General features: G+C 58.2%; 23 protein-coding genes. 10 read left to right on the top strand and 13 right to left on the bottom strand.

Annotation, left to right across the window (positions count from 1 at the left end; translation table 11 throughout):
* Window positions 1-94: 94 nt before the first annotated feature.
* The 7 genes from I6L46_RS09220 to I6L46_RS09190 all read right to left on the bottom strand — a co-directional run bounded on the left by I6L46_RS09220 (window position 95) and on the right by I6L46_RS09190 (window position 5,645).
* The gene (locus I6L46_RS09220) at window positions 95-766 is read right to left on the bottom strand and encodes an NAD(P)H-dependent oxidoreductase (protein ID WP_216977937.1); all 672 of its coding nucleotides are present in this window, start codon (window positions 764-766) and stop codon (window positions 95-97) included.
* Between the two features lie 142 nt (window positions 767-908).
* The gene (locus tag I6L46_RS09215; RefSeq protein WP_216977936.1) at window positions 909-2,087 is read right to left on the bottom strand and encodes an MFS transporter; all 1,179 of its coding nucleotides are present in this window, start codon (window positions 2,085-2,087) and stop codon (window positions 909-911) included.
* 550 nt (window positions 2,088-2,637) lie between these two features.
* A complete protein-coding gene (gene dkgB, locus I6L46_RS09210) occupies window positions 2,638-3,441 on the bottom strand; it encodes a 2,5-didehydrogluconate reductase DkgB (RefSeq protein WP_216977935.1) in 804 nt (267 codons plus the stop codon).
* Window positions 3,442-3,506: 65 nt separating this feature from the next.
* The gene (locus tag I6L46_RS09205; protein ID WP_064336428.1) at window positions 3,507-3,803 is read right to left on the bottom strand and encodes a putative quinol monooxygenase; all 297 of its coding nucleotides are present in this window, start codon (window positions 3,801-3,803) and stop codon (window positions 3,507-3,509) included.
* A 151-nt stretch (window positions 3,804-3,954) separates the two neighbouring features.
* Window positions 3,955-4,509 carry a hypothetical protein gene (locus I6L46_RS09200; RefSeq protein WP_136501583.1) on the bottom strand — a complete coding sequence of 185 codons (555 nt, stop codon included), beginning with the start codon at window positions 4,507-4,509 and terminating at the stop codon, window positions 3,955-3,957.
* Between the two features lie 484 nt (window positions 4,510-4,993).
* The gene (locus I6L46_RS09195) at window positions 4,994-5,260 is read right to left on the bottom strand and encodes a VOC family protein (protein ID WP_216953296.1); all 267 of its coding nucleotides are present in this window, start codon (window positions 5,258-5,260) and stop codon (window positions 4,994-4,996) included.
* Complete coding sequence (locus I6L46_RS09190) at window positions 5,247-5,645, bottom strand: DUF6404 family protein (protein ID WP_216977934.1); 399 nt, start codon at window positions 5,643-5,645, stop codon at window positions 5,247-5,249. Before I6L46_RS09190 ends, I6L46_RS09195 begins: the two co-directional genes overlap by 14 nt.
* 194 nt (window positions 5,646-5,839) lie before the next feature.
* On the opposite strand from I6L46_RS09190, the gene I6L46_RS09185 reads away from it, so the two are divergent.
* A complete protein-coding gene (locus I6L46_RS09185) occupies window positions 5,840-6,742 on the top strand; it encodes a LysR substrate-binding domain-containing protein (protein WP_216977933.1) in 903 nt (300 codons plus the stop codon).
* Between the two features lie 171 nt (window positions 6,743-6,913).
* On the opposite strand, the gene I6L46_RS09180 is transcribed toward I6L46_RS09185, so the two are convergent.
* The 4 genes from I6L46_RS09180 to I6L46_RS09165 all read right to left on the bottom strand — a co-directional run bounded on the left by I6L46_RS09180 (window position 6,914) and on the right by I6L46_RS09165 (window position 11,948).
* On the bottom strand, window positions 6,914-7,147 hold the full coding sequence (locus I6L46_RS09180) for a hypothetical protein (protein WP_019446771.1): 234 nt from the start codon (window positions 7,145-7,147) through the stop codon (window positions 6,914-6,916).
* Between the two features lie 193 nt (window positions 7,148-7,340).
* Entirely contained in the window at window positions 7,341-9,317 is a 1,977-nt protein-coding gene (locus I6L46_RS09175; RefSeq protein ID WP_042056323.1) for a methyl-accepting chemotaxis protein, read from the bottom strand.
* Between the two features lie 226 nt (window positions 9,318-9,543).
* A complete protein-coding gene (gene glpK, locus I6L46_RS09170) occupies window positions 9,544-11,046 on the bottom strand; it encodes a glycerol kinase GlpK (RefSeq protein WP_005337546.1) in 1,503 nt (500 codons plus the stop codon).
* A 53-nt stretch (window positions 11,047-11,099) separates the two neighbouring features.
* Window positions 11,100-11,948 carry an MIP/aquaporin family protein gene (locus I6L46_RS09165; protein WP_005350866.1) on the bottom strand — a complete coding sequence of 283 codons (849 nt, stop codon included), beginning with the start codon at window positions 11,946-11,948 and terminating at the stop codon, window positions 11,100-11,102.
* A gap of 489 nt (window positions 11,949-12,437) precedes the next feature.
* Between I6L46_RS09165 and glpT the strand changes: the two genes are divergently transcribed.
* The 9 genes from glpT (at window position 12,438) to I6L46_RS09120 (ending at window position 22,353) form a co-directional block, all read left to right on the top strand.
* Entirely contained in the window at window positions 12,438-13,796 is a 1,359-nt protein-coding gene (gene glpT / locus I6L46_RS09160) for a glycerol-3-phosphate transporter (RefSeq protein WP_005337540.1), read from the top strand.
* A gap of 102 nt (window positions 13,797-13,898) precedes the next feature.
* Window positions 13,899-14,657: a DeoR/GlpR family transcriptional regulator gene (locus I6L46_RS09155; RefSeq protein WP_005347045.1), complete on the top strand. Its 759-nt coding sequence runs from the start codon at window positions 13,899-13,901 to the stop codon at window positions 14,655-14,657.
* 317 nt (window positions 14,658-14,974) lie between these two features.
* On the top strand, window positions 14,975-16,462 hold the full coding sequence (glpD, locus tag I6L46_RS09150; protein WP_139441312.1) for a glycerol-3-phosphate dehydrogenase: 1,488 nt from the start codon (window positions 14,975-14,977) through the stop codon (window positions 16,460-16,462).
* Between the two features lie 106 nt (window positions 16,463-16,568).
* Window positions 16,569-17,657, top strand: coding sequence for a glycerophosphodiester phosphodiesterase (gene glpQ, locus I6L46_RS09145; protein WP_005337531.1), 1,089 nt, complete (start codon window positions 16,569-16,571; stop codon window positions 17,655-17,657).
* Between the two features lie 218 nt (window positions 17,658-17,875).
* Complete coding sequence (gene eco, locus I6L46_RS09140) at window positions 17,876-18,358, top strand: serine protease inhibitor ecotin (RefSeq protein WP_005337529.1); 483 nt, start codon at window positions 17,876-17,878, stop codon at window positions 18,356-18,358.
* A gap of 298 nt (window positions 18,359-18,656) precedes the next feature.
* Window positions 18,657-19,028 (top strand): DUF413 domain-containing protein, encoded by a 372-nt coding sequence (locus tag I6L46_RS09135; RefSeq protein ID WP_005350885.1) that lies wholly within the window; start codon window positions 18,657-18,659, stop codon window positions 19,026-19,028.
* Complete coding sequence (gene hdfR, locus I6L46_RS09130; protein WP_005337525.1) at window positions 19,028-19,900, top strand: HTH-type transcriptional regulator HdfR; 873 nt, start codon at window positions 19,028-19,030, stop codon at window positions 19,898-19,900. Before I6L46_RS09135 ends, hdfR begins: the two co-directional genes overlap by 1 nt.
* 175 nt (window positions 19,901-20,075) lie before the next feature.
* Window positions 20,076-21,017, top strand: a complete 942-nt coding sequence (locus I6L46_RS09125) for a hypothetical protein (protein ID WP_216977932.1) — start codon at window positions 20,076-20,078, stop codon at window positions 21,015-21,017.
* A gap of 145 nt (window positions 21,018-21,162) precedes the next feature.
* Entirely contained in the window at window positions 21,163-22,353 is a 1,191-nt protein-coding gene (locus I6L46_RS09120) for an amino acid aminotransferase (RefSeq protein WP_005350888.1), read from the top strand.
* A 77-nt stretch (window positions 22,354-22,430) separates the two neighbouring features.
* On the opposite strand, the gene I6L46_RS09115 is transcribed toward I6L46_RS09120, so the two are convergent.
* Both I6L46_RS09115 and I6L46_RS09110 read right to left on the bottom strand, forming a co-directional pair.
* Window positions 22,431-22,928: a DUF2062 domain-containing protein gene (locus I6L46_RS09115; protein WP_216978034.1), complete on the bottom strand. Its 498-nt coding sequence runs from the start codon at window positions 22,926-22,928 to the stop codon at window positions 22,431-22,433.
* Window positions 22,922-23,440: a DUF2062 domain-containing protein gene (locus tag I6L46_RS09110; RefSeq protein ID WP_216977931.1), complete on the bottom strand. Its 519-nt coding sequence runs from the start codon at window positions 23,438-23,440 to the stop codon at window positions 22,922-22,924. The genes I6L46_RS09115 and I6L46_RS09110 overlap by 7 nt, the downstream gene beginning before the upstream one ends.
* Window positions 23,441-23,465 lie beyond the last annotated feature (25 nt).

Raw genomic sequence — 23,465 nt, 5'->3', positions numbered from 1 at the left:
AAAACCATAACGACAGAGCGTGAAAAACAGCGAGCGGCCGGGGGCCGCTCGCTGTTTTTGTGCTGTGTGGGGGGAGTGTCAGCCGCGTCAGCCGCTACTGGTAGCGGCCGACTGCGATGGGGGACTCCTGTTCAATCTGGCCAAGGCGTTTGGCCCACTGGGCGAGCCAGGCTTCCCGCTCTTCTTGCGAGACCCGCACCGGGGCATAGCAGATATGGGGGCGCAGCACGTCGAAGCCCACAAATTGCAGGAGCCCGCGCTGGATGGGGCGCAGCACACCGTCGATATCGCCGTTGAAGCCGTCGGGCAGATAGGTCTCGGCAGGGCCGCCGGTGGTGAGGCTCAGCAACGCCCGCTTGCCGCGAAACTTGCCGCTCTCGTAGATATGGCCCTGACCATAGACCCGCCCCATGGCAAAGACCCGATCCACCCACCCCTTGAGGATGGCGGGCAGGCCGAACCACCAGAGCGGGAACTGGAAGATCAGCAGATCGGCCGCCTCCAGCTTTTGCATCTCCTGCTCCAGTTGCGGGGCAAAGCTGCCCTGCTCGGTGGCAGCCAGCTCTTCAAGCTGCAGCTTGAGAAAATCGGGATCGCTGGCGGCAGTGAAGTTGCGCCGATCCGAGACGGGATCAAAGCCCATGGCATAGAGATCGCTGGTCATCACTGTGTGGCCCGCCTGCTCCAGCGCCCTGATGGCGTGGCAGAAGAGGGCACCGTTGAAGCTTTTGGGTTCGGGATGGGCATAGACAATAAGCACCTTCATAACAGACTCCGTGGCAAATGATGCTAGGGGGCAGGCTTGGTTACTGAAACAGTTGAGGGCTTGAGGCTGTGTCACAGCATAGAAGCCTGCCGCGCCGATTGCAGCAGGCGCCACGCCCTTGCGTGACGCCTGCTGGCGCAGCTTATGCCTGACAGGCGGCGAGCCGGACGGCTTCACGGCGCTCGCTGACATGGGTCAGCCCGTAGGCCAGCAGCACGATAAGGGCGCCGAGCCAAGGGGTGTGCATCAGGCCGAGGTGCTCAACCACCAAGCCACCAACCACGGAGCCGAGCGCGATGCCGACGTTGAAGGCGGCAATATTGAGGCCCGATGCCACATCCACCGCCTTGGGGGTGTGCAGTTCGGCCTGCTTCACCACCAGTACCTGCAGACCCGGCACGTTGCCGAAGGCAAAGGCGCCCCACACCAGCACGGTGAGCACGGCCAGCACCGGATGGGGGGCGGTGAAGGTGAGGGCCAGCAGCACCAGCGCCAGACCGGCAAACAGCAACTTGAGCGCAGGCAATGGGCCCATCTTGTCGGCCAGCTTGCCACCCCAGATATTGCCGACGGCGACCGATACCCCGTAGACCAGCAGGATCAGGCTCACCGCACCGGCGCTAAAACCGCTCACCTGCTGCAGGATGGGGGCGAGGAAGGTAAACGCCGTGAAGGCACCGCCATAACCGAGGGCGGTTTTGGCGTAGACCAGCAGCAGCGGCTTCTTGGTCAGTACCGAGAGTTGCTCGCGGATGGTGGAGGCTGCCCCCTTGGGCAGGTTGCCCGGGATCAGCAGCAGGCTACCCACCATGGCGACGAGGCCGAGCAGACTTACCACCAGAAAGGTTTCCCGCCAGCCAAAGACCTGACCAATCCAGGTGCCGAGCGGTACGCCGGTCACCAGCGCCACTGTGAGGCCGCTGAACATGATGGCGATGGCGCTCGCCGCCTTCTCTTTGGCCACAAGACCCGTGGCGATGGTGCTGCCCACCGAGAAGAAGACCCCGTGCGCCAATCCGGTCAGGATGCGGGCCACAATCAGGCTCTCATAACCGGGGGCCTGCCAGGCCAGCAGGTTGCCGGCGGTAAAGAGTGCCATCAGCCCTACCAGCAGCCACTTGCGCGGCACCTTGCCGGTGAGCGCCGTGAGCACGGGGGCGCCGATGGCAACCCCAAGGGCATAGAGGCTGACCAACAGGCCCGCCGAGGGGAGCGAGACATTGAGCTGCTCTGCGATAGTGGGGATAAGCCCCACAATCACAAATTCGGTGGTGCCGATCGCAAAGGCACTTAAGGTAAGGGCAAATAACGCCAGTGGCATAACAACTCCTTGGTTAGGGACTCCCGACGGGAGAATGGCGCCAGTATGCCGATGGGTTTTGTTGGCAAAAATGACGGTGACATCAAATTACTTTTGCCAAATCAGCAGCAATGGCGATGAGTAGGAGGGGAATGGGAGAGACAAGAGTGGCCGCAAAGAGGGGGGAAGAGAGATGAGATCGAAGTGACTGGAAAGCAGAGACAAAGCGTGTTGAGCGAGTAGGGTATAAAGAGGAAACGGGGGCGGGGGTAATGGAAGGAGACAGGGTTGGCTGAACCTGCTGTGCGTGGGGGAATGAGCAACGAGTGAGATGAAAGGGCAAAAAAAGCGGGAGGCATGATACCTCCCGATTTTGCTGAAAAATGTCGTTGAGCGTTATTTGCACCCTTCTCCCCTTGTGGGAGAAGGGTTAGGGATGAGGGGGAGGTCGCTTGCCCCCTCACTCTGACCTTATCCCGTCGGGAGAGGGGATAGTTCGCAGTTGCAATAGGCTCGTGAGAGTTGCCGGTATCCGCCGTCGAAGCAAGAGAGCCCATGTCTCCCTTCCCGTTTAATCCCAATCTGGTGCAAAGTCCGGGTTGGCGCAGCGCTCACCCCGATCCAGCGTGGCGATGGCGGCCATCTCCTCGCTGCTCAAGGCGATATCGAGAGCGGCCAGATTGGCTGCCTGATTCTCCCGCTTGGTGGAGCTCGGGATCACTGTCATGTCCTGCGCCAGCAGCCAGGCCAGCGACACTTGGGCCGCCGAGACGCAGTGGCGCTGGCCAATCTCCATCAGCAGCGGCTCGCTCAGCACCTTGCCATAGGCGAGCGGCATATAGGCGGTGACGGCGATACCGTTAGCTTTGCAGAACTCGACCACCTTGCGGTTTTGCAGCAGGGGATGAACCTCGATCTGCTGGTGGGCGATGGCCCCAGGCCCCAAAATCTCGATAGCCTGTTTGAGCTGGGCCACGGTGAAGTTGGAGACCCCGATCTCCCGGGTCAGGCCCCGGGCCTTGGCCTCGGTCAACTGCTCCAGATAGACTGCCATCGGCACCTCATCCTTGGGGGAGGGCCAGTGGATCAGCGCCAGATCCAGATAGTCAGTGCCCAGTTTTTCCAGGCTTACCTCCAGGCTCGGGAGCACCTTGCCCGGGCCAAACTCGCTGGTCCACACCTTGGTGGTCAGGTAGATCTCGTGGCGGGCAACAGTGCTGCGGGTCAGCACGGCGCCGACTTCGGCTTCGTTGTCATAGATCTGGGCGGTATCGATATGGCGATAGCCCAGCTCCAGACCGTTGGTCAGGGTGGCAAGCAGCGGCTCGCCCTTCAGGCGGAAGGTGCCCAGACCCATGGGTGGCATATTGATCATCTTATTCCTCAATGGGGTGGTGGTTGGCCCTTGATGGGCTGAACAGAAACAGGCTCTAGGGCCAGTCAGGCGCCCAGTGGCTGATAGCGGCGAATGGTGCTGCTGGCAAACCAGGGCTCGGCCTTGGCGACAAATTCGGTAAAGTGGGGTTGGCCCTGATGGGCGGTGAGGGCCGCTTCGCTCTCCCACACTTCGTAGAGCATCCAGCTGTGGGGATTGTCCAAGTCTTGGTGCAACTGATAGCGCTGGCAGCCCGCCTCTTGCAGCGTGGCCGCAATCAGCGGCTCAAGGGCGGCGCGAAACTGGGCGGCGAATTCGGGTTTGGCTTCAAGCTGGGCAATCACAATCACGGGTGATGACATCTGAACCTCCTTGGCAAAAACGAAGGGTCAGTATGCCTGTCGTGACTTGCTGGAAACAGGGCGCTGGTCGCAAAACAGTATTGAGGGGAGAGCAGCAATGGGGTAATCCAGGACATATAAGAGGAATACGCTAATGACCTCATTACACGAATCAACAATTTATTTTTTTAGTTTCTAAGTTTCGACCTATTCTGATTGCAAGCGTCAGGATCTTATGTGCTTCTACATAAGCTTCGATTGTAGGTGATTTGCTGAATGTTCCATCCATCTTAACATCTTGAACTATTGCATCTACTAAATGATGAAAGTTAATAATTTGCTTCGATGTTTCATGATCTACCACGCCCAAATGTTTACAGTTTTCTTGATATACTCTGGAATAATGAGGCGGGATATCGGAGGCTAATATGTATGTATCATCTGGATTTTCTTTTAAATGAGCAATGGCGTTATTGATACTGTCAAGAAACCCTCTTGTTTCCATTAAATTAAGTAATGCGGATATTTCGGTAATCAGAGATCTTGTAATTTGTAATGAAAACATTTTCTCTTTTTTACGTTCAATTATGCTAGAAGTAATAATTGAACTGAGCGAACCCAAAACTGCACCGCCAAGGGCTGCAATAACTGGAATCCATTCGTTCGATCCTTTACTTCCAATAGCCTTGATTGATTCAGTTACAAGATTAATTTCTTCTGGGCTCATAGAACACCTTTTATAAAATTGCCATATAGATGGCATGATATTCTACTGTAATTACCTTCAAAATAACACCTTGAAATTTTGATGCAATCTGACAGCCATCTGCATCTGCAATAGAATGTAATAATATTTGTTGGGAACTGTGTCTTAAATGCCATGATTAAGTCAAGAACACGTAATATGAAATGAACACTTCACCTGTTTTTTTTCAAAAAAACGGTTCGGTGTTTTCTTTTATAAACCTTTCGGATATGTAGTAGAGAACGATATTATGAATAATATGGATGTAGATTGTTTCACTTCGTCCAGTATTATCAGGCGCTAAATAGCTGTTCCGAATAATAGATCACTGCACTCGTACAGCTTCTACAAGTGACATTGAGCACGCATCGTGCGCTAAGCCTTGTCACTTCAGGCTTTCTCGCCAGATTGCACAAATGCCTTACGCCACAAGGCTTCCGGCAAGATGGAGCACTATTAGGATCAGTTATTTAGCTTGCACCGACCAGACCGCAAACTCATTGCCGCTGGGCTCAACGAAGTGGAAACGGCGTCCACCGGGGAAGTCGAATAGTGGGCGATTGATGGTGCCACCGTGTTGGCTTACCTTGGCTTGGGTCGTTTCAATATCGGCGCTGTAGTCGGGGCCGTAACCGACAAACTGCCAGCCAAATACGGCCTGAAAGAATGCTTTGGTCGCGGCGAGATCCCTGGCCGCAAACTCCACATAGTTCAATTTTTCATGGGCTTTCATGCAGTTCGTCTCCCTCATCATCAGCATCGCTGGGTTCAGCAAGTTGTTCCCACGGGGTCAGTTTAAGCTGCTTGCGCCGTAGCCAGAGCCAAGATGCCATGGTCAGGCCGCAGAATCCCGCAAACAGGGCTGTTTGGCGCAGGGCAAACAGCGGATCTATCCCCATGGGGTGCCAACTGAAAAACCACATCGCCATGCCCCATACCAGACCAATGCCTACCCCGAATAGCAGAACGTTGGTTAGCCAACCCTCATAGTGAGGCGGTTTGACGGGATAACCGAACCTGAGCAGCAGTCTGCACAGCGGTGGATTGTAGTTGGCATGCCATACCCCTTTGTTAGCCAGCTCCTGATGGGCGGCGGCCAGCCGTTCTTCAAATGTCATGGTATTCATCCTTGTGAAATAAGTGGTGCCATACGGTGCTTTTCTGGCTGCATTGTACTGACAAATCGCGGGCATGATGTGGGCTCGCGGTCACGTTCTTTTTCTGTAGAAAAAAGAACTGGCCTCACCGCACGCTTGCCAATCCACAGCGGCTGCGCCTATAAAGGCCCATTACTCTTGTCCGGATAACAGCAATGAAGACCCATTCTGATGAACTGACCCTGTTTGTGGCGGTGGTGGAGGCGGGCAGTTTTCGCCAGGCTGCGGAGAACCTCGGCATGGATAACTCGGTAGTGAGCCGCGGCATCAAGCGGCTCGAAGAGAAGCTCTCAACCGTTTTGCTCAATCGCACCACCCGCCGGGTCAGTCTGACCGAGGAGGGGAGCTGGTTCTATCAGCGGGCGGTGAAGATCCTGACCGAGATGAGTGAGGCGGAGGGGCATCTGCTGATGCGCCGGGAACAACCCGAAGGGGTGTTGAGAGTCGATGCCGCTACCCCCTTTATCCTGCACCGGCTGGTGCCGATCATCGGCGAGTTTCGCCGCCGCTACCCCGCCATCGAGCTACAGCTGCACAGCTCGGAGGGCTTTATCAATCTGATGGAGCGGCGGGTGGACATGGCCATCCGCATCGGCGAGCTGACCGACTCCTCCCTGCGTGCGCTGCCCCTTGGCCGTTCGCGGTTGCGGCTGCTGGCCTCTCCCGCCTATTTGAGCGAGCGCGGCACCCCGCGCCAACCGGCGGATCTGCTGAGCGGTCACGAGCTGCTTGGATTTTTGCATCCCGATCACCTCAACCACTGGCCGCTGCTCAGTGCCGAGCAGGGGGATCGCTTTGCCATTACCCCCAGCCTGCGAGCCAGCAGCGGCGAAACCTTGCGTCAGCTGGCGCTGGCGGGGCAGGGAATTGTCTGTCTGTCGGATTTTATGACCGGGCCGGATCGGGAGTGCGGCGCGCTGGTGGAGGTGCTGGCCCGCAGTAACAGCGGCGCCTCGCGCCCCATCAATGCAGTCTTCTACTCCGATGCCCAGCGGGATATCCGACTGCGGGTCTGGCTCGACTTTCTCAAAGAGCAGCTTGGCAGCCATACCCTGTAGTGCAGGTTGGATTGTACGGTTTGTTTGAACGGTTCGTCGCTGCGGTTTGCTTGGCGAAGAACAAGCCGCGCCTTCGTTGCGGCCCATCAGCATTAGCCTGGTGGCAGATAAACAGACGGCCGATTTGAGGGGCGGCCGCCGGTTCGGGAAGGTGTGTGAGGTGAAGCGCAGTTACCGTGGCAGTTTGCCCCATACCCGGCTGAGCAGGGCGCCGCCGATCACTGGCGGAATGGCTAGCAGCAGGGTCCACTGCCAGGAGAGGCCGCCGACGGTGGCGGCCAGTACGATGCAGGTGAGCACCACCAGTTGGGCCACCATCATCAGGAAGGTGCCTTCGCGGGGGGTCAGGGTCTCTTTTTGAGTGGCGACGTGGGCTACGGGCGCTTGATTGGTGGTCGGTTTCATGGCGATATCCCTCTGTTGAGTCTGATATCACTAAGCAATGGCCATTCCACATTTTTTCATGTTAATTATCAATTGTTTGCGAGTTTCGTCGTCATTCCCGTTTCGAGAGGGCAGGCAAAATGATTTGCAAAATGAAAACGCCACCCTGCGGTGGCGTCTTGGTTATTGAGAGGGAGATAGGGAAGCGCCGGACCTAGCCAATCCGGTATTGGCGGATCTGCTCGTCGATGGCTTTGGCCAGTTCGAACAGTTCGCGGCTGGCGGCATTGCTCTCCTGCGCGTGTTCCCGCTGGTGTTCGGCCACCATGGCCAGCTCGTCAAGCGCCGTTCTGGCTTGCCCCATCTGTTGATTCTGCGCCTGCGCCAGCGCGCTGATCTCGTTGATCTCGAGGGCGGTCTGGTTGATCTGGCTGGTGGCATCAACCAGCACCTCTCTGGCCTGATTCATCCGGTTGTATCCCTCTTCGCTCAGGTTGCGGGAGTCTGCCATCGAGCTGCTGGCCTGCCGGGTTCCCTCCTGCAGGCGCAAGATAAGATCCTGCACATCCTTGGTGGCGGTCTGGGTACGCACCGCCAGTTGGCGTACCTCGTCGGCCACCACCGCAAAGCCCCGCCCCATATCCCCCGCCCGGGCCGCTTCGATGGCCGCATTGAGGGCCAGCAGGTTGGTCTGGTTCGAGACATCGCGGATGAGGTTCATTATCTGGGTGATGTTGTTGCTGTCTTTCACCACCTCATCGAGCAGGGCCGAGGAGCTGCCGATGCTGCTGCGCAAGGTGTCGAGTTGCGCGGCGCTCTGGGTCACATCCTGCTCGATGCTGAGCATATGGTTGGCGATGCGTTGGGTCACGTCGTTGACCCCTTCAGAGCGGCTGGCGATCTGCTCGGCGTTGTCGCCGATGGTGGTGACCACAGTGGTCAGCTCCTGAATGCTCTGGGCCTGCTGGCACGCTTCTCCTGCCAGTGCCTGGGCCTGCTGCATGGATTGGGACGACTGCGCGGAGAGGGCGCTGCCTGACTGCTGGAACCGGGAGAAGCTCTGGTTCAGGCTCTGGATCAGCTGATTGAAACTCTGGGCCATCATTCCCAGCTCCGACTCGTCAGAGAAATCGAGACGGGTCGCCAGATCCCGATCGGCGGTGATGTGATGCATGCCATCGGCTGCCTGACGAATGGGGCGACTGATGGAGTGAGCCAGCCAGGCGGATGCCAGCATGGCGATCCCGCCGATGGCGAGCGAGACCATGATGATGAGCTGGCGGGATTCCTGCAGTCCCTCTTCCAGCTCGGCGCTGTTGATCTCGCCAATCAGCAGCCGGTTGAGGGTGGGAATGTAACGTACCGCGATGAGGTAGGTTTGCCCCTCCAGTGTTAGCGCCTCTACGGCCACCTGTTCCCGGGCATTGGGAATAAGCCGTTTGACGGTATCGAGGAAGGATTGCTGGTGGTGGGCGGCGCCTTCCACCTCCTGCTCGGGGTGGATCTCGATATTGCCCTCCATGTCCGCCAGATAGACCTGACCGCTCTTGCCGATCCGGTAGCCGCTGATGAGTTTGCTCAGGGCGCTCATGTCGATGGAGGTGCCTGCCACTGCCAGGGTCTTGCCCTCGTGGGTGACGGCGGTGTTGATATAGAGGGAGGCGCGCTTGTCAAAATCCGAGATGTCGAGGTTCAGCTCATAGAGTTTGCTGCGTTTGAGAAAGCCGAAAAACCACCCATCTTTCGGGTCTGATTCGCTCAGCGATTTCTGGGCGGTGGGGCCGCCGCTGAAGTTGATCAGGGTGTTGCTCTGGCGGGGTGCGATAAAGACGTTGCCGCCGATCCGCCGTTGCAGATCCTGAAAGTAGCGCTCCATGGCGGGCCACTCTTGCTCTGGCATGCCAGCGGTCAGCCAGTCGATGACAAAACGGTTGCTGGCCAGCGCCTGCGCCTCGGTCAGGTGCTGGATAAGCTGGGCGGTCAGCTGGTTGGCAATGCGATCCACGCTGCTTGGCAGCTCGTAGCGTTCGACCCGCTGCTGGGCCTGACTGTGTGATATCTGCTCGAGGATCAAGGTGATGCAGCTGATGGCGATGGCCATCAGTATCGCCACGCCAGCGAGGATCCGGGTGCGGATCCCGAGCCCTGACCAGAGTGAGTGCAGTGTAAAACGGTGTATCGCCCTCTCCATATCGCTCTCCTCATAAATAAGGTCGCATATGCGACCCAGATGATGATTATAGATAGAGAACTCAATTGCGTTGTGGCGGATGGTGACAACAGAGGGCGGCAGAAAAACAGGAGGGAGCAGTTAGCGGGGAAGGGGGCAGAAAGCGGCAAGGGAAAGCATAAAAAGAGAGGCCGACATTGCGGTCGGCCTCTCTGGGGTTTCTCTCAACAGAATGTCGGATGCCCGATCAATCCTCTTCAGCCCAACGGCGTGAACGCTCAACCGCTTTTTGCCAGCCGCTGTAACGTTTGGCGCGATCGTCTCTGTCCATCTGCGGGATGAACTCGCGGTCCACGCTGAACTTGTCTTCCAGCTCGTCCGAGCTCTTCCAGAAGCCGACTGCCAGACCAGCCAGGAAGGCGGCGCCCATGGCGGTAGTCTCGATGCGGGTCGGACGTACCACCGGGGTGTGCATCATGTCAGCCTGGAACTGCATCAGGAAGTCGTTGGCTACGGCGCCGCCGTCTACCTTGAGGGCTGCCAGCTTGATGCCGGAGTCCTGCTGCATCGCATCCAGCACATCGCGGCTCTGATAGGCGATGGATTCCAGCGCAGCACGGATGATGTGGTTGCGGTTGGCACCACGGGTCAGACCGACCATGGTGCCGCGAGCATACGGATCCCAGTAGGGCGCGCCCAGACCAACGAAGGCCGGTACCAGATAGACGCCGTTGGTATCGCCCACCTTGGAGGCGAAGTAGTCGGTATCGCGGGCATCGTGAATGATCTTCAGCTCGTCACGCAACCACTGGATGGTGGCGCCGCCCATGAATACCGCACCTTCCAGCGCGTAGTTCACTTCCCCTTTCGGGCCGATGGCAACGGTAGTCAGCAGACCGTTGCTGGAGCGAACCGGCTCGGTGCCGGTGTTCATCAGCATGAAGCAGCCGGTGCCGTAGGTGTTCTTGGCCATCCCTTTTTCAAAGCAGAGCTGGCCGAACAGGGCAGACTGCTGGTCACCGGCAATACCGGCGATGGGGATGCGGGAACCGCCGCCACGGGTGGTGTAGCCGTACACTTCGGAAGAGGGTTTCACTTCCGGCAGCATGGACATGGGGATGCCCAGCTCGTCCAGCATCTTCTCGTCCCACTTCAGCTCGCGGATGTTGTAGAGCATGGTACGGGAGGCGTTGGTCGGGTCGGTGACGTGCACTTCACCGTTGGTCATCTTCCACACCAGCCAGGTGTCGATGGTGCCGAACAGCAGCTCGCCGTTCATCGCCTTTTCACGGGCACCTTCCACGTTGTCGAGGATCCACTTCACCTTGGTACCGGAGAAGTAGGCGTCCAGCACCAGACCGGTGTTTTCACGCACGTACTCTTCCAGACCGCGTGCTTTCAGCTCTTCACAGATGGCTGCGGTGCGGCGGCACTGCCAGACGATGGCGTTGTAGATGGGTTTGCCGGTGGCCTTTTCCCAGACAACGGTGGTTTCACGCTGGTTGGTGATACCGATGGCGGCGATCTCTTCGCTGCGCAGGCCGGTCTTGGCCAGTACTTCGGTAAAGACGGAGGATTGGGTCGCCCAGATCTCCATCGGGTCGTGCTCTACCCAGCCCGCTTTCGGGTAGTGCTGGGTGAATTCGCGCTGGGAGGTACCGACAATGTTGGCATCCTGATCAAACACGATGGCGCGGGAAGAGGTGGTTCCCTGGTCCAGAGCGACGACATATTTCTTTTCAGCAGACATGATGTTCTCCACGTTTCTATTTTCCACGTTTTTATACGTTGGAGGGGCCGCTCTTATGCGGCAGCCTCTTCTTTGGCGGTTTGGGTCGCTTGCTCGGTGGTGACGACACGGTTGCCCGGGACGCAGGGAGCCAGCACTTTGACATACAGAGCGGTACCAATCTGGGCGCCAACGATGGGGCCAAGGATCGGAACCCAGAAGTAGGGGTTGTCACGACCACCGGTCAGGGCAACATCACCCCAGCCAGCAAAGAACGCGAACAGTTTCGGACCAAAGTCACGGGCCGGGTTCATGGCAAAACCGGTTAACGGGCCAAGGGAGGCGCCGATCACCGCGATCAGGATACCGATCAGCAGAGCGGCAGCGAAGCCTTTGGGGGCGCCGTTGTTGTTGTCACCCAGCGCCATGATGCCCAGCATCAGGACGGCGGTGATCACCAGCTCGACGGCAAAAGCTTGCATATTGGTCAGCAGGGCATTGGGGTAGGTGGAGAAGATCCCGGCGGTGCCGAGGCTCTCGACGCTGCCGCGCACCACGTTATGGGTCACTTCCCACTGGGTGAAAAGGTTACCATAAAGGAAGTAGACAAGGGCCGCGAAGCAGAAGGCACCGGCCATCTGGGCGATAATGTAGGGTACCACTTTGCGCTTGTCGAACCCGCAGAAGGTCATCAGCGCCAGGGTTACAGCCGGGTTCAGGTGGGCACCTGAAATGCCGCCGGTCACATAGATGGCAATGGCCACACCCAGACCCCAGGTAATGGAGATTTCCCACTGCCCGAAGTTGGCGCCTGCCAGCACCAGTGCCGCCACACATCCGACGCCGAAAAATATCAGCAGGCCGGTTCCGATAAACTCGGCGATGCACTCGCCAAGCAGGGTATTGGGTCTTTGTATGCTCATACTTTTGTTCCTTATATCCACCCGTAGAGGTTTGATGTTCCGTTTTATCTTTTTGTGTCTATCCGTTGCTGCCGAAAACGTTTCCTTGTTGTTTTTGCGTCTTGCGCAAACGTTATGCTCGTTTGCGCTCGTTATCGGTCGTGACAGAAAATAACCCTTCCCAATAATTTCACCATCCCCCCTCCATAGGAAATGTGGACAAGATCCCACTCATTGCTAAGAAAATGTGACGTAAAGCATCTTGATAACCGCTGGTTACCACTTAGGGGGTAGCTCACAACCCTTGCCACACAAGGGCTGGCGCTTGCTGAGTGATTTCTCATTTGGAGCTTTTATTTGTAATAAAACTGCAATATTTGAGCATGCATCACAGATTAAATGAGCGCATATGAGCACAATAGGCTCGCTTACGAATCAGCGGACTCACATGATTCGTCGGAATGGTCAGGGCATCCTCAACCGCCCATAACAACAATAAGGAAGCAGAACATGCTTAGTCTCTTCAGGCCTGCGGCGCACATCGACAGGCTCCCGGCTGACAAGGTCGACCCCTTCTACAAACGCATGCGTTGGCAGGTGTTTTTCGGGATCTTCTTCGGTTACGCCGGCTACTATCTGGTACGGAAAAACTTCAGTCTGGCGATGCCCTATCTGATCGAGCAGGGCTTCTCCCGTGGTGATCTCGGTTTCGCGCTCTCCGGGGTCTCCATCGCTTACGGTTTGTCCAAGTTCCTGATGGGGAACGTCTCTGACCGTTCCAACGCCCGTTACTTCCTCTCCGCCGGTCTGCTGCTCTCGGCTGCCATCATGTTCATGATGGGTACCATGCACTGGGCCACCTCCAGCATTGCCATCATGTTTGTGCTGTTGTTCCTGAACGGCTGGGCACAGGGCATGGGCTGGCCGCCCTGCGGTCGCACCATGGTGCACTGGTGGTCACAGAAAGAGCGCGGCGAAGTGGTTGCGGTCTGGAACGTGGCGCACAACGTGGGCGGCGGCATGATTGGCCCGCTGTTTATCCTCGGGATGGGCTGGTTCAACGACTGGCGCAGCGCCTTCTATGTGCCTGCGGCAGCGGCGGCCGCCATCGCGGTGATCGCCTTCTTCGTGATGCGTGATACCCCGCAATCGGTCGGTCTGCCTCCCATCGAGGAGTACAAGAACGACTATCCGAAGGATTACAACGAGAGCCACGAGCAGGAGTTCTCCGCCAAGGAGATCTTCGTCAAGTACGTGCTGCACAACAAACTGCTGTGGTACATCGCGATCGCCAACGCTTTCGTTTACCTCATTCGTTACGGTGTGCTGGACTGGGCGCCAACCTACCTGAAAGAGGCCAAGCACTTCACCGTCGACAACTCTTCCTGGGCTTACTTCCTCTACGAGTGGGCCGGTATTCCGGGCACCCTGCTGTGTGGCTGGATCTCTGACAAGATGTTCCAGGGCCGCCGTGCCCCGGCCGGTATCCTGTTCATGGTGCTGGTGACCCTGGCTGTACTGGTCTACTGGTTCAACCCGGCCGGCAACCCGACCATCGACATGATGGCTCTGGTGGCTATCGGCTTCCTGATCTACGGCCCTGTCATGCTGATCGGCCTCTATGCTCTTGAGCTGGCACCGAAGAAAGCAGCCGGTACTGCGGCAGGTTTCACCGGTCTGTTCGGTTATCTGGGCGGCGCCGTGGCAGCCAACGCCATGCTGGGTTATACCGTTGACCACTTCGGTTGGGATGGCGGCTTCATGGTGTTGACCGTCTCCTGCGTGCTCTCCATCATCCTGCTGGCGATGACCCTCAAGCATGAGAACATTGCCGTTGCGGCCAAGAAAGCGGCTGCCCATAAGGCATAAAACGTGATCCTCAGCTTATTGATCCCAAAGGGGATCAGGTAAACTGCCAAAAGGCCCCGCATCTGCCGGGGCCTTTTTTTGTCTCATCATCGGAGTGCAAGCGTGAAGCAAACCCAACGACATCTGGAGATCCTGGACGTCCTGACGCGGCAGGGATTTGTCTCGACCGACGATCTGGTGACCCACTTTGACGTCAGCCCCCAGACCATTCGCCGGGATCTGAACGATCTCGCCGAACAGAACAAGATCCGGCGCCATCATGGCGGTGCCTCCCTGCATTCGAGTACCGTCAATACCGCCTACAGCGCCCGTAAAGTGATGCAACTCAAGGAGAAAGAGCGCATCGCCCGCGAGGTAGCGGCCAATATTCCCGACGGCTCATCGCTCTTTATCGACATAGGTACCACCACCGAAGCCATTGCCCGCGCCCTGCTCGATCACCGCGAGCTGCGCATCGTCACCAACAACCTCAACGTGGCCAGCATTCTGACTGCCAAGGATGACTTCACCGTCATCATTGCCGGCGGCGAGATCCGCAACCGCGATGGCGGCATCGTGGGGGAGGCGACCCGCGACTTTATTGGTCAGTTTCGCATGGACTATGGCGTCATCGGTATTTCGGGGATCGACAACGACGGCTCCCTGCTCGATTTCGACTATCACGAGGTGAAGATTGCCCAGGCCATCATCGCCCACTCCCGTCAGGTCTTTCTGGCCGCTGACCACACCAAGTTCGGTCGCAATGCCATGGTCAATCTGGGCAATCTCAGCCAGATCCACGCCCTCTTTACCGATCAGGAGCCACCGGAAAAGCTGACGCGATTGATGGCGCAACACCAGATCGCCTGCCACATCTGCTGACGGCGAAACACGCCAAGGCTGTGCCGGTCGCCCGTCAGGGCGGCCTCCTTTCTCTTTTTCTCCCACATCTCTGCACCCATCTCACCCCTTTATAGGTATTGCAAAAACCACTATTCAATCTGGTTTTTTTGGCTATTAACCCGCCGATTTTGGCCCGACACCATTTGCTCCGTTGACCTGTCCCCTTTGCCACCTCTGGCGGGCTGTGGCGATCACACTTTCACCATAAAATGTTCGTTTGTTGTATTTTCATGTTCTAAAATGAGCGAAATCAAACATTGCTGTTATAGCAATCATAAAAATGAAAGTAGGTGAACATGAGCGAACATTATGATCTGGTCGTCGTCGGTGGCGGCATCAACGGGGTCGGCATCGCAGCCGATGCGGCAGGACGGGGTCTGAAGGTTGCCCTGTTTGAGGCGCAAGATCTCGCCTCTGCCACCTCGTCCAACTCCAGCAAGCTGATCCACGGCGGTTTGCGCTATCTCGAGCATTACGAATTCCGGCTGGTGAAAGAGGCGTTGGCGGAGCGTGAGGTGCTGCTCGGTATGGCGCCTCACATCGCTCGTCCCATGCGTTTTCGCCTGCCGCACCGCCCGCACCTGCGTCCGGCCTGGATGATCCGTGCCGGTCTGTTCCTCTATGACAATCTGGCCAAGCGCGACAAGCTAAAGGGGAGCTGTGGCGTGCGCTTCCTGCCGCAAGATGGTTTGACCGCGGGGATCAACAAGGGGTTTGAATATTCCGACGCCTGGGTCGACGATGCCCGGCTGGTGGTGCTCAATGCCATGATGGCCCGTGACAAGGGGGCCGATGTGCAGACCCGCACCCGCTGCATCAAGGCGGTGCGCGGTTCCAAACACTGGACGCTCACTTTGGAGCGGGAAGGGGGCGAGCAGTTCACCGTCACCTGCCGTGGTCTGGTCAATGCAGCGGGCCCCTGGGTCAAGACCTTCTATGACGAGAGCCTGCACGAGAAATCCCCCCGCGGCATTCGCCTTATTAAAGGCAGTCACATGATAGTGCCGCGCATCCATGAGCGCGAAGAGGCTTATATCCTGCAAAACGAAGACAATCGCATCGTCTTCGTCATCCCGTATCAGCAGGATTACTCCCTTATCGGCACCACGGATGTGGAGCACCACGGCAGCCCGCGGGAAGCGAAGATCAGCGAGGCCGAGATCAATTACCTGTGCAAGGTGGTCAACGCCCACTTCACTCGCCAAATTGCCCCGAAAGATGTGATCTGGACTTACGCCGGGGTGCGCCCGCTCTGTGACGACGAGTCAGATTCACCGCAGGCGGTGACCCGCGACTACACCCTCGAACTTTCTGGTGAGTCTGACGGTGCGCCGCTCTTGTCGGTGTTTGGCGGCAAGCTCACCACCTATCGCAAGCTGGCGCAGGCCGCCTGCAACAAGCTCAAGCCCTGGTTCAGCCAGATGGGGGATGACTGGACTGCGACCAGCCGTCTGCCCGGCGGCGAGTTTGACTGCTCGGTACGCGAGCTGGCCCGCGCCTTTGCGCTGGAGTTTGACTGGCTCGATGATCGCAGCGCCCTGCGCATTGCCGAGGCCTATGGTGCCCATGCCCGTCTCTGGCTGAAAGAGGATCGCGGCATTCACTTCGGTGGCGGCCTGTACGAGTCTGAAGTGCGCTATCTCATCGAGCGGGAGTGGGCCTGTTCACTGGACGATATCCTCTGGCGCCGCAGCAAGCTGGGGCTGCGCCTGAACGAGTCAGAGCAGCAGATGCTGCAGATCTGGCTCGACCAATACCATCAGGCTCTGCGCAAGGCGAGCTGATGAGTGACGGTGGGCAGTGCGCTGCTGCCCACCGCTTTCCACCGTAAATATGCAACAAACCTCTGATAGAACAATTACCTACACACAATAATAAAGAGCATCACATATGAAAAAACTCGCCGTTTCCCTCATCGCCTTGAGCCTTGGGGCCTCCCTCTCATTACCCGTGTTGGCTGCCGATGAAGGCAAGGTGGTGATCGCCCACCGTGGCGCTTCCGGCTACCTGCCCGAGCATACCCTGGAGTCCAAGGCGCTGGCCTATGGCATGGGGGCCGACTATCTGGAGCAGGATCTGGTGATGACCAAGGATGACCAGCTGGTGGTGATGCACGATCACTTCCTCGATGGCATCACCGATGTGGCGGCGCGCTTCCCCGGCCGTGCCCGTCCGGACGGTCGTTACTATGTGGTGGATTTCACCCTGGACGAGGTGCGTTCCCTGCGCATGACCGAGCCGTTCCAGCTGGTGGATGGCAAGCAGGTGCCGGTCTATCCGGCCCGCTTCCCGCTCTGGAAGTCAGACTTCAAGATCCACACCTTCCAGGAGGAGATCGAGATGATCCAGGGGCTCAACAAGAGCACCGGCAAGAACATCGGCATCTACCCGGAGATCAAGGCGCCCTGGCTGTTCCGTCACGAAGGCAAGGATATCTCCAAGGCGGTGCTGAAGGTGCTCAAGGAGTACGGCTACACCGGGAAGGATGACAAGGTCTATCTGCAGTGCTTCGATGCCGATGAACTCAAGCGCATCAACAGCGAACTGATGCCCGCCATGGGTATGGATCTGAAACTGGTGCAACTGATGGCCGAGACCGACTGGAACGAGACCATGGTTTACGACGCCAAGGGCAAGGCGACCCCCTACAACTATGACTGGATGTTCAAGCCGGGAGCGATGAAAACCATCGCCAGCTATGCCGAAGGGATTGGCCCGTGGAAGCCGATGATCGTCACCGAGCCGGGCACTTTGGGCAAACCGGTCTTCACCGGCATGGTAAAAGAAGCCCACGCGGCGGGCCTGAAAGTTCACCCCTATACCTTCCGTCAGGATGAGGGGCAGATCCCGGCCTATGCCAAGGACTTTACCGATCTCCTTAACATCTTCCTCTATCAGGCTGATGTGGATGGGGTGTTCAGTGACTTCCCTGACAAGGCGGTGGCCGTCATCAAGGCCCATCAAGAGGCGGCCAAATAGCACTCTGGCGCCATTTGAATGCAACGCGAGGCCAATTGGCCTCGCTTTTTGTTTCAGGTTCCCGTAACGGGGGTGTGCGCCCTGTCAGAAAATAGCCAGATCACGTCATGGTGTGCCGGATCTGCATCATTTTACGCAGTTTTTACGTAGCAGATCGCTGGCATGAAATCGGCAGAGCGGTTAGTCTAGCGGCGTTGAACCAACCCCATGAGGTACAGATGAAAACCGTATTGCGTTTTAGCCTGCTGGGCGCCTTGTTGCTGGGTGGCCATGCCTTCGCCGCCGAGCCGAAAAAATTTGATATCAGCATGTTCCCAGCCGCTGACGTGAATCAGGAACGTGTGGTGATCCGCCTGCCTGAAGTCGAGAAAGAAGCCGACATGATGGTCGAGCTGCAGGTCGGCAAAAAGATGATGGTTGATTGCAACGTACCGCGTTTTGCAGGCAACCTGGAACAGCACAGCGTCAAAGGCTGGGGCTACAACTACCTGAAACTGGGCAAAGTCTCCGACCCCATCAGCACCCTGATGATGTGCCCGGATAACCAGCAGAAAGAGACCTTCGTCCAGATCTACGGTCAGGGCTTCTTCGTGAACTACAACTCAAAACTGCCGTTCGTGATCTACGTGCCGCAGGAGTATGAAGTGCGCTACCGTCTGTGGCGTGCCGACAACCTGGCCCAACCGGCCATGATTGAGTAAGCATGTTTGAACCAAAGGTTCAGCTGGTTCACCTGATGTGATAAATAAAGCGCCGTATGGCGCTTTATTTATGCCTGCACAGTCCAAAAAGTGACGTGCAAATTGGCTGCACGTTTACATAAGTTTATTATTTATCAACGTTTTTTGTGTGTTATGCCACAAAATCGGCGTCAACGATGGGGCAAAGTGACTTCGATAAAAGATATTTATTAACATAGTGAGAAAATTGATTTTGCACTCGGCGATGGCCTGATGATACTTGCCCGCAAAGGTCAAACTAACCAGAAAAAAGAGCACTATGAGCTTCGAATCAGACAAGCGTTTCAACGACTTCAAACATTTTCCCCGTGGCCTGCGTCGCAGTGGCGAATTCACTGTGGCCGAAGCGGACAGTCTGGAAAAGTATGGTACCGCCATGCTGGCACTCTACCAGGGCAACCTTGCACCCCGTGACGATGTCGAGTCAGCCTTCGTCGAGCAGGTCAAATCCGGCGAAGCCGGTGCCAACCCCCATGCCAAGGTGTGGTTCAAATACCTCAAGGTGATCGGTCCCAAGCGCGTTCATCGCCTCTGCACCGTCGTTGGCGGCGCCAGCGAAGAGAGCAGCGGTGGCGGCAGCTTTGATGTCGGTGGTGGCAGCGGTGGTGGCAGTGACGAGTCCATCGATTAATGGATACCGAGCTGCTTCGGACCTTTATCGAGGTGAGCAAGACCCGGCATTTTGGCCGGGCTGCTGAAAATCTCTACCTGACCCAGTCGGCGGTGAGTTTCCGGATCCGCCAGCTAGAGCAGCAACTGGGTGTCAGTCTGTTTGCCCGTCATCGCAACAACATCCGCCTGACCGCCTCCGGTGAGCGTCTGCTGCCCTACGCAGACGCCATCTTGCACACCCTTGGTCGGGCCAAGCAGGATGTTGCGCTCTCGCCAGGATTCAGCCAGCAGTTGGCTATCGGCGCGCCCGCTGTGTTCTGGGAGCTCGATTTCAACGACTGGCTCAATCACATCTATGCGCTGGCGCCCGGTTTGGCGGTGCGGCTGGAAACAGCCTCCCGCGAGCACCTCTGCCGCCAGTTGCTGGAGCGCTCCCTCGATCTGGCCCTGCTCTCCGAGCCCACCAAGATCGACGAGATTGCCCTGCATCCCATCGGTGAGCTGGTGTTCGAGCTGGTGAGCCGGGATCCGGCCGCCAATGCCGACAACCTGATGCAGATGCCGCACATCCACCTCGACTGGGGCACCAGCTTCGAGCCGCAACCCAGCCGTTTGCAGAGCCTGCAAAAGACCCCGGTGCTGCACTCCAGCTCTGCCAGCATGGCGTTGCAGTTCGTGCTGGCCAACGGTGGTGCTGCCTACCTGCCACGGCGCATGGTCAGCCCCTTCCTCGAGAAGGGGGCGCTCCATCTGGTGGAGGGGGGCCAGCCGCTGAGCCGCCCGCTCTATCTCGCCTATCTGGAGAAATCCGATCGCCGGGAGCTGATCGATCAGCTGCTGACCCTGCCACTGGGCTGGCACGACGCCGAGCTGCGCCTCAACGTCGAATAAGCGTCGAGTGTTATCCAAGGAAGAGCCCACCCCACGGTGGGCTCTTCTGTTTGGGGAATATTGCAGGGAGCGAGGTCACGTAATTGGCGCGGGAGGCTTGGCGTCATCGGCCTGTAACGGTACCTTTTCAGGCTGTTTGTTTATCTGATTGAGCACTGGCAGGGATGGATTGTAATTGATCGACTTTAGTCACCCCGAATGGCGGGCGCTGGCGCAGCAGTTGCTGAGTCACTCACCAGTGGTGATCCGTGGCCGCCAGTGGCAACCGCTGGTGGGGCTGCTCAAGGATAACCAGCTGCTGCTCGCCTATGGCAGCCACAGCTATGAGCTTACCCCGGCCGGGCGGCGCTATCTCACCCGCGAGCTGATGCTGGCCGAGATCGCCACCGCACCCCCCGAGCCCGAGGAGTGGTTGCATGCTCAGGGCTGGCAATTGGGGGAGCAGGTCAACGAACGGGTGCTGGCGGCGCTCTATCGCAAGAGCGAGGTGAACTTCACCCCCAACGAGCAGATCGATTTCGAGGACAAGGGGATCCGGCTCTGTGCCGATCAGCTGTTGCGCTTGCGCGCCGCCCAGCCGTTCAGCCTCTTTTTCAGCGGCGGCACCCTGATCGACGCAGCCCCCTGGTTGCAGGCGCTGGGGGAGGTGGCGCTGCCCGAGCGCACCCTGGCGCGGCTTGGCAAGATCCTGTGGGGGGAGGGGAGTATCGAGCGGGTGATCACCACCGACAGCGTCGGTGCCTTTGCCGAGATGCCCCTTGATGCTGGCACCTTGCTGGTGTGGGCCCCTCCATCGGCTCCTCTAGCCTTGCAGCAGCTAGTTGCCGCCTTGCCCCCCAATGTGTTGTGGAGTCATCTCACCGCCCTCGACCCTGCCGGGGTGGATCGGCTGCAGGCGTTGGCCCAGCGCTTGGGCCGTCCGGCCAGCTGGTGGCTGCCCCGTGATCTGGCCCCCATTCTCAGTGCGTATGCCCAACCTTTGACTGAGGCAAGGCACTGGGAGCCGAGCCGGATCCCCAAGTCATTGTTAGCAGTTTGTAGCGGTTTGGTTGAGTCCAATGGTGGCTTGTCGGCCGAGGTGTGCGCACTGGCGCCAGCGTGGCATGCCGTTGGTTGAAATTGGTCTGAAAGCGAGCCAAAAAGCGGTTTTCCCTCATTGAACGCGGTGATATAAAGAGTTGACGAAGCGCTCGCCAGATGAGCGCTTTTGTTTATCAAGCCGCTTTGCCACCCAACGAACTCAACGGAATACAGGGAATACCATGTTTGAAAAGGTTGTTGCCGCCCCAGCGGATCCGATCCTGGGCCTGACCGAAGCCTTCCGCGCTGACTCTCGCAGCCACAAGATCAATCTGGGCGTAGGGATCTACAAGGACGAGTCCGGTGCTACCCCCATTCTTCACTGCGTCAAGAAAGCCGAGCAGAAGCTGCTGACTGACGAGAAGACCAAGAACTACCTCGGTATTGAAGGCAATATCGAATATGGCCGCATCGTACAGCAACTGCTGTTCGGGCAGCACTCTGCGCTGGTTGCCAGCGGCCGTGCCAAGACCGCGCAAGCGCCGGGCGGTACCGGTGCCCTGCGTATCGCGGCCGAATTTGTGGTGCGCAACGGTCTGGCCAAGACAATCTGGATATCCGATCCCACCTGGGCCAACCACGTCAGCGTGTTCCAGGCCGCGGGCCTGACCGTCAAGTGGTACAAGTACTACGACGCCGCCACCAAGGGACTCGACTTTGCCGCCATGCAGGCCTCGCTGGCCGAAGTGCAGCCGGGTGAGCTGGTGCTGCTGCATGGTTGCTGCCACAACCCGACCGGTATCGACCCCACTAGCGATCAGTGGCGCGCGCTGGCCAAGCAGAGTGCTGCCGCCGGTTGGTTGCCGTTGTTTGACTTCGCCTATCAGGGTTTTGCCCGTGGTATCGAAGAGGATGCCGAAGGCCTGCGTATCTTCGCCGAGTGCCATGACGAGCTGCTGGTGGCGAGCTCTTTCTCCAAGAACTTCGGCCTCTACAACGAGCGGGTCGGCGCCTTCACTCTGGTCAGCGCGACCAAGGAGATCGCCGACGTGGCCTTCACTCAGGTCAAGACCGTGATCCGTGCCAACTACTCCAACCCGCCGTCACATGGCGCCGCTGTGGTCACCGCCGTGGTGAGCGATCCGGCTCTCTATGCCGAGTGGGTCGAAGAAGTGGCTGCCATGCGGGTGCGTATTCGCGAGATGCGTGAACTGCTGGTAGAGAAGCTGGCGGCCCTCGGCGTGAGCCAGGATTTCAGCTTTATCCGCGAGCAGAACGGCATGTTCTCTTTCTCCGGTCTCACCAAGGATCAGGTGGAGCGCCTCAAGAGCGAATTTGCCATCTACATCGTCGGCTCCGGCCGGATCAGCGTAGCCGGTATTACCCGCGCCAATATCGACCCTCTGTGCGAGGCGATCGCCAAGGTGCTGTAACGCCAGCCGTTAACCGCACTATAGGAAAAGCCCGTCACGCCAGTGACGGGCTTTTTTGATCCAGCCGGGTGAGCTGTTCAGCGGGCGCCTTGCCACAGCTTGCGCAGTTGCAGCAGCAGCGCGGTCAGGGCGCCGCCACTCAGGGCGGTGAGTACCGCCAGCAGCAGGCTGCCGAGCAGGAAGGGAGGCACCAGGGTGGCCGCCTCCTGCTCCAGCCAGTGGAGGGTCCAGCTGAGGTGGAAGGGCTCCGGCGTCTGGTGCAGTAGCAGACACCCGGTGCGATAGGCGTAGAGGTACATGAACGGCAGGGTCAGCGGATTGTTGAACCAGACCGCCAGCAGTGCCAGCGGCAGGTTGAGACTGAATGCCAGCGCCAGACCGACTGCGATGAGCGAGTGCATCGGTATGGGAAACCAGCAGGCGAAGATCCCGGCTGCCACCGCGCCACTCAGGGCGCGAGTGCCCCCTTGCCAGAGGGCTGGGGCAAGCAATCGCTCACCAAACAGGGCAAACCACTTCTGCTGGCGCAGGGTATCGGGATCTAGCTTCAAGCGGGCAAACCAGCGACTCAGCATGGGCGGGCCATCTTGCGTTTTTTCCACTGGCGCACCGTGCTGAACCGCCAGAAGGTTCGGATCAGGGTGTAGCCGATGAGAGAACTGAGCAGGGCCAGGATCAGCGAGCCCAGAAGCAGGGGCGGCGCCACTGTGCCCAGTACCGAGACCAGCCACTCCCAGGTGAACTCAATCTCTATCTGCTGCGCGGAATGTCCCATGAGCTGGCAGCCCACCAGATAGGCGCCATAGAGCAGGGGCGGCATGGTAAAGGGGTTGGAGAGCCAGACCAGCGCCACCGAGAGCGGCAGATTGACCCGGCACAGGATGGCGCCACCGGCGGCCAGTAGCATCTGGCAGGGGAGCGGCACCCAGGCCATAAAGAGGCCCACCGCAAATGCCCCGGCGGCCGAGCGACGGTTGAGGTGCCAGAGGTTGGCATCGAGCAGCAGTTTGCCGAACAGCCGCAGGTGCTTGTGTTCTTTCAGGGTTTGCTGATCGGGCATCCAGCGTTTAATGAGTCGTTTGGGCATATTGAAACCTTGCTAAATACTTTCT

It is taken from the genome of Aeromonas sp. FDAARGOS 1416 (genome assembly GCF_019048085.1).
GTDB classification, from domain to species: domain Bacteria; phylum Pseudomonadota; class Gammaproteobacteria; order Enterobacterales; family Aeromonadaceae; genus Aeromonas; species Aeromonas veronii.
The sequence above is the reverse complement of the archived record's forward strand: the minus strand, read 5'-3'. Positions and strand labels throughout refer to the sequence as shown.

Excerpts from the sequence above, each read along its gene's own strand:
- I6L46_RS09220 (WP_216977937.1), bottom strand. The coding sequence starts at position 766 with ATGAAGGTGCTTATTGTCTATGCCCATCCCGAACCCAAAAGCTTCAAC.
- I6L46_RS09215 (WP_216977936.1), bottom strand. The coding sequence starts at position 2,087 with ATGCCACTGGCGTTATTTGCCCTTACCTTAAGTGCCTTTGCGATCGGC.
- dkgB (WP_216977935.1), bottom strand. The coding sequence starts at position 3,441 with ATGATCAATATGCCACCCATGGGTCTGGGCACCTTCCGCCTGAAGGGC.
- I6L46_RS09205 (WP_064336428.1), bottom strand. The coding sequence starts at position 3,803 with ATGTCATCACCCGTGATTGTGATTGCCCAGCTTGAAGCCAAACCCGAA.
- I6L46_RS09200 (WP_136501583.1), bottom strand. The coding sequence starts at position 4,509 with ATGAGCCCAGAAGAAATTAATCTTGTAACTGAATCAATCAAGGCTATT.
- I6L46_RS09195 (WP_216953296.1), bottom strand. The coding sequence starts at position 5,260 with ATGAAAGCCCATGAAAAATTGAACTATGTGGAGTTTGCGGCCAGGGAT.
- I6L46_RS09190 (WP_216977934.1), bottom strand. The coding sequence starts at position 5,645 with ATGACATTTGAAGAACGGCTGGCCGCCGCCCATCAGGAGCTGGCTAAC.
- I6L46_RS09185 (WP_216977933.1), top strand. The coding sequence starts at position 5,840 with ATGAAGACCCATTCTGATGAACTGACCCTGTTTGTGGCGGTGGTGGAG.
- I6L46_RS09180 (WP_019446771.1), bottom strand. The coding sequence starts at position 7,147 with ATGAAACCGACCACCAATCAAGCGCCCGTAGCCCACGTCGCCACTCAA.
- I6L46_RS09175 (WP_042056323.1), bottom strand. The coding sequence starts at position 9,317 with ATGGAGAGGGCGATACACCGTTTTACACTGCACTCACTCTGGTCAGGG.
- glpK (WP_005337546.1), bottom strand. The coding sequence starts at position 11,046 with ATGTCTGCTGAAAAGAAATATGTCGTCGCTCTGGACCAGGGAACCACC.
- I6L46_RS09165 (WP_005350866.1), bottom strand. The coding sequence starts at position 11,948 with ATGAGCATACAAAGACCCAATACCCTGCTTGGCGAGTGCATCGCCGAG.
- glpT (WP_005337540.1), top strand. The coding sequence starts at position 12,438 with ATGCTTAGTCTCTTCAGGCCTGCGGCGCACATCGACAGGCTCCCGGCT.
- glpD (WP_139441312.1), top strand. The coding sequence starts at position 14,975 with ATGAGCGAACATTATGATCTGGTCGTCGTCGGTGGCGGCATCAACGGG.
- glpQ (WP_005337531.1), top strand. The coding sequence starts at position 16,569 with ATGAAAAAACTCGCCGTTTCCCTCATCGCCTTGAGCCTTGGGGCCTCC.
- eco (WP_005337529.1), top strand. The coding sequence starts at position 17,876 with ATGAAAACCGTATTGCGTTTTAGCCTGCTGGGCGCCTTGTTGCTGGGT.
- I6L46_RS09135 (WP_005350885.1), top strand. The coding sequence starts at position 18,657 with ATGAGCTTCGAATCAGACAAGCGTTTCAACGACTTCAAACATTTTCCC.
- hdfR (WP_005337525.1), top strand. The coding sequence starts at position 19,028 with ATGGATACCGAGCTGCTTCGGACCTTTATCGAGGTGAGCAAGACCCGG.
- I6L46_RS09120 (WP_005350888.1), top strand. The coding sequence starts at position 21,163 with ATGTTTGAAAAGGTTGTTGCCGCCCCAGCGGATCCGATCCTGGGCCTG.
- I6L46_RS09115 (WP_216978034.1), bottom strand. The coding sequence starts at position 22,928 with ATGCTGAGTCGCTGGTTTGCCCGCTTGAAGCTAGATCCCGATACCCTG.
- I6L46_RS09110 (WP_216977931.1), bottom strand. The coding sequence starts at position 23,440 with ATGCCCAAACGACTCATTAAACGCTGGATGCCCGATCAGCAAACCCTG.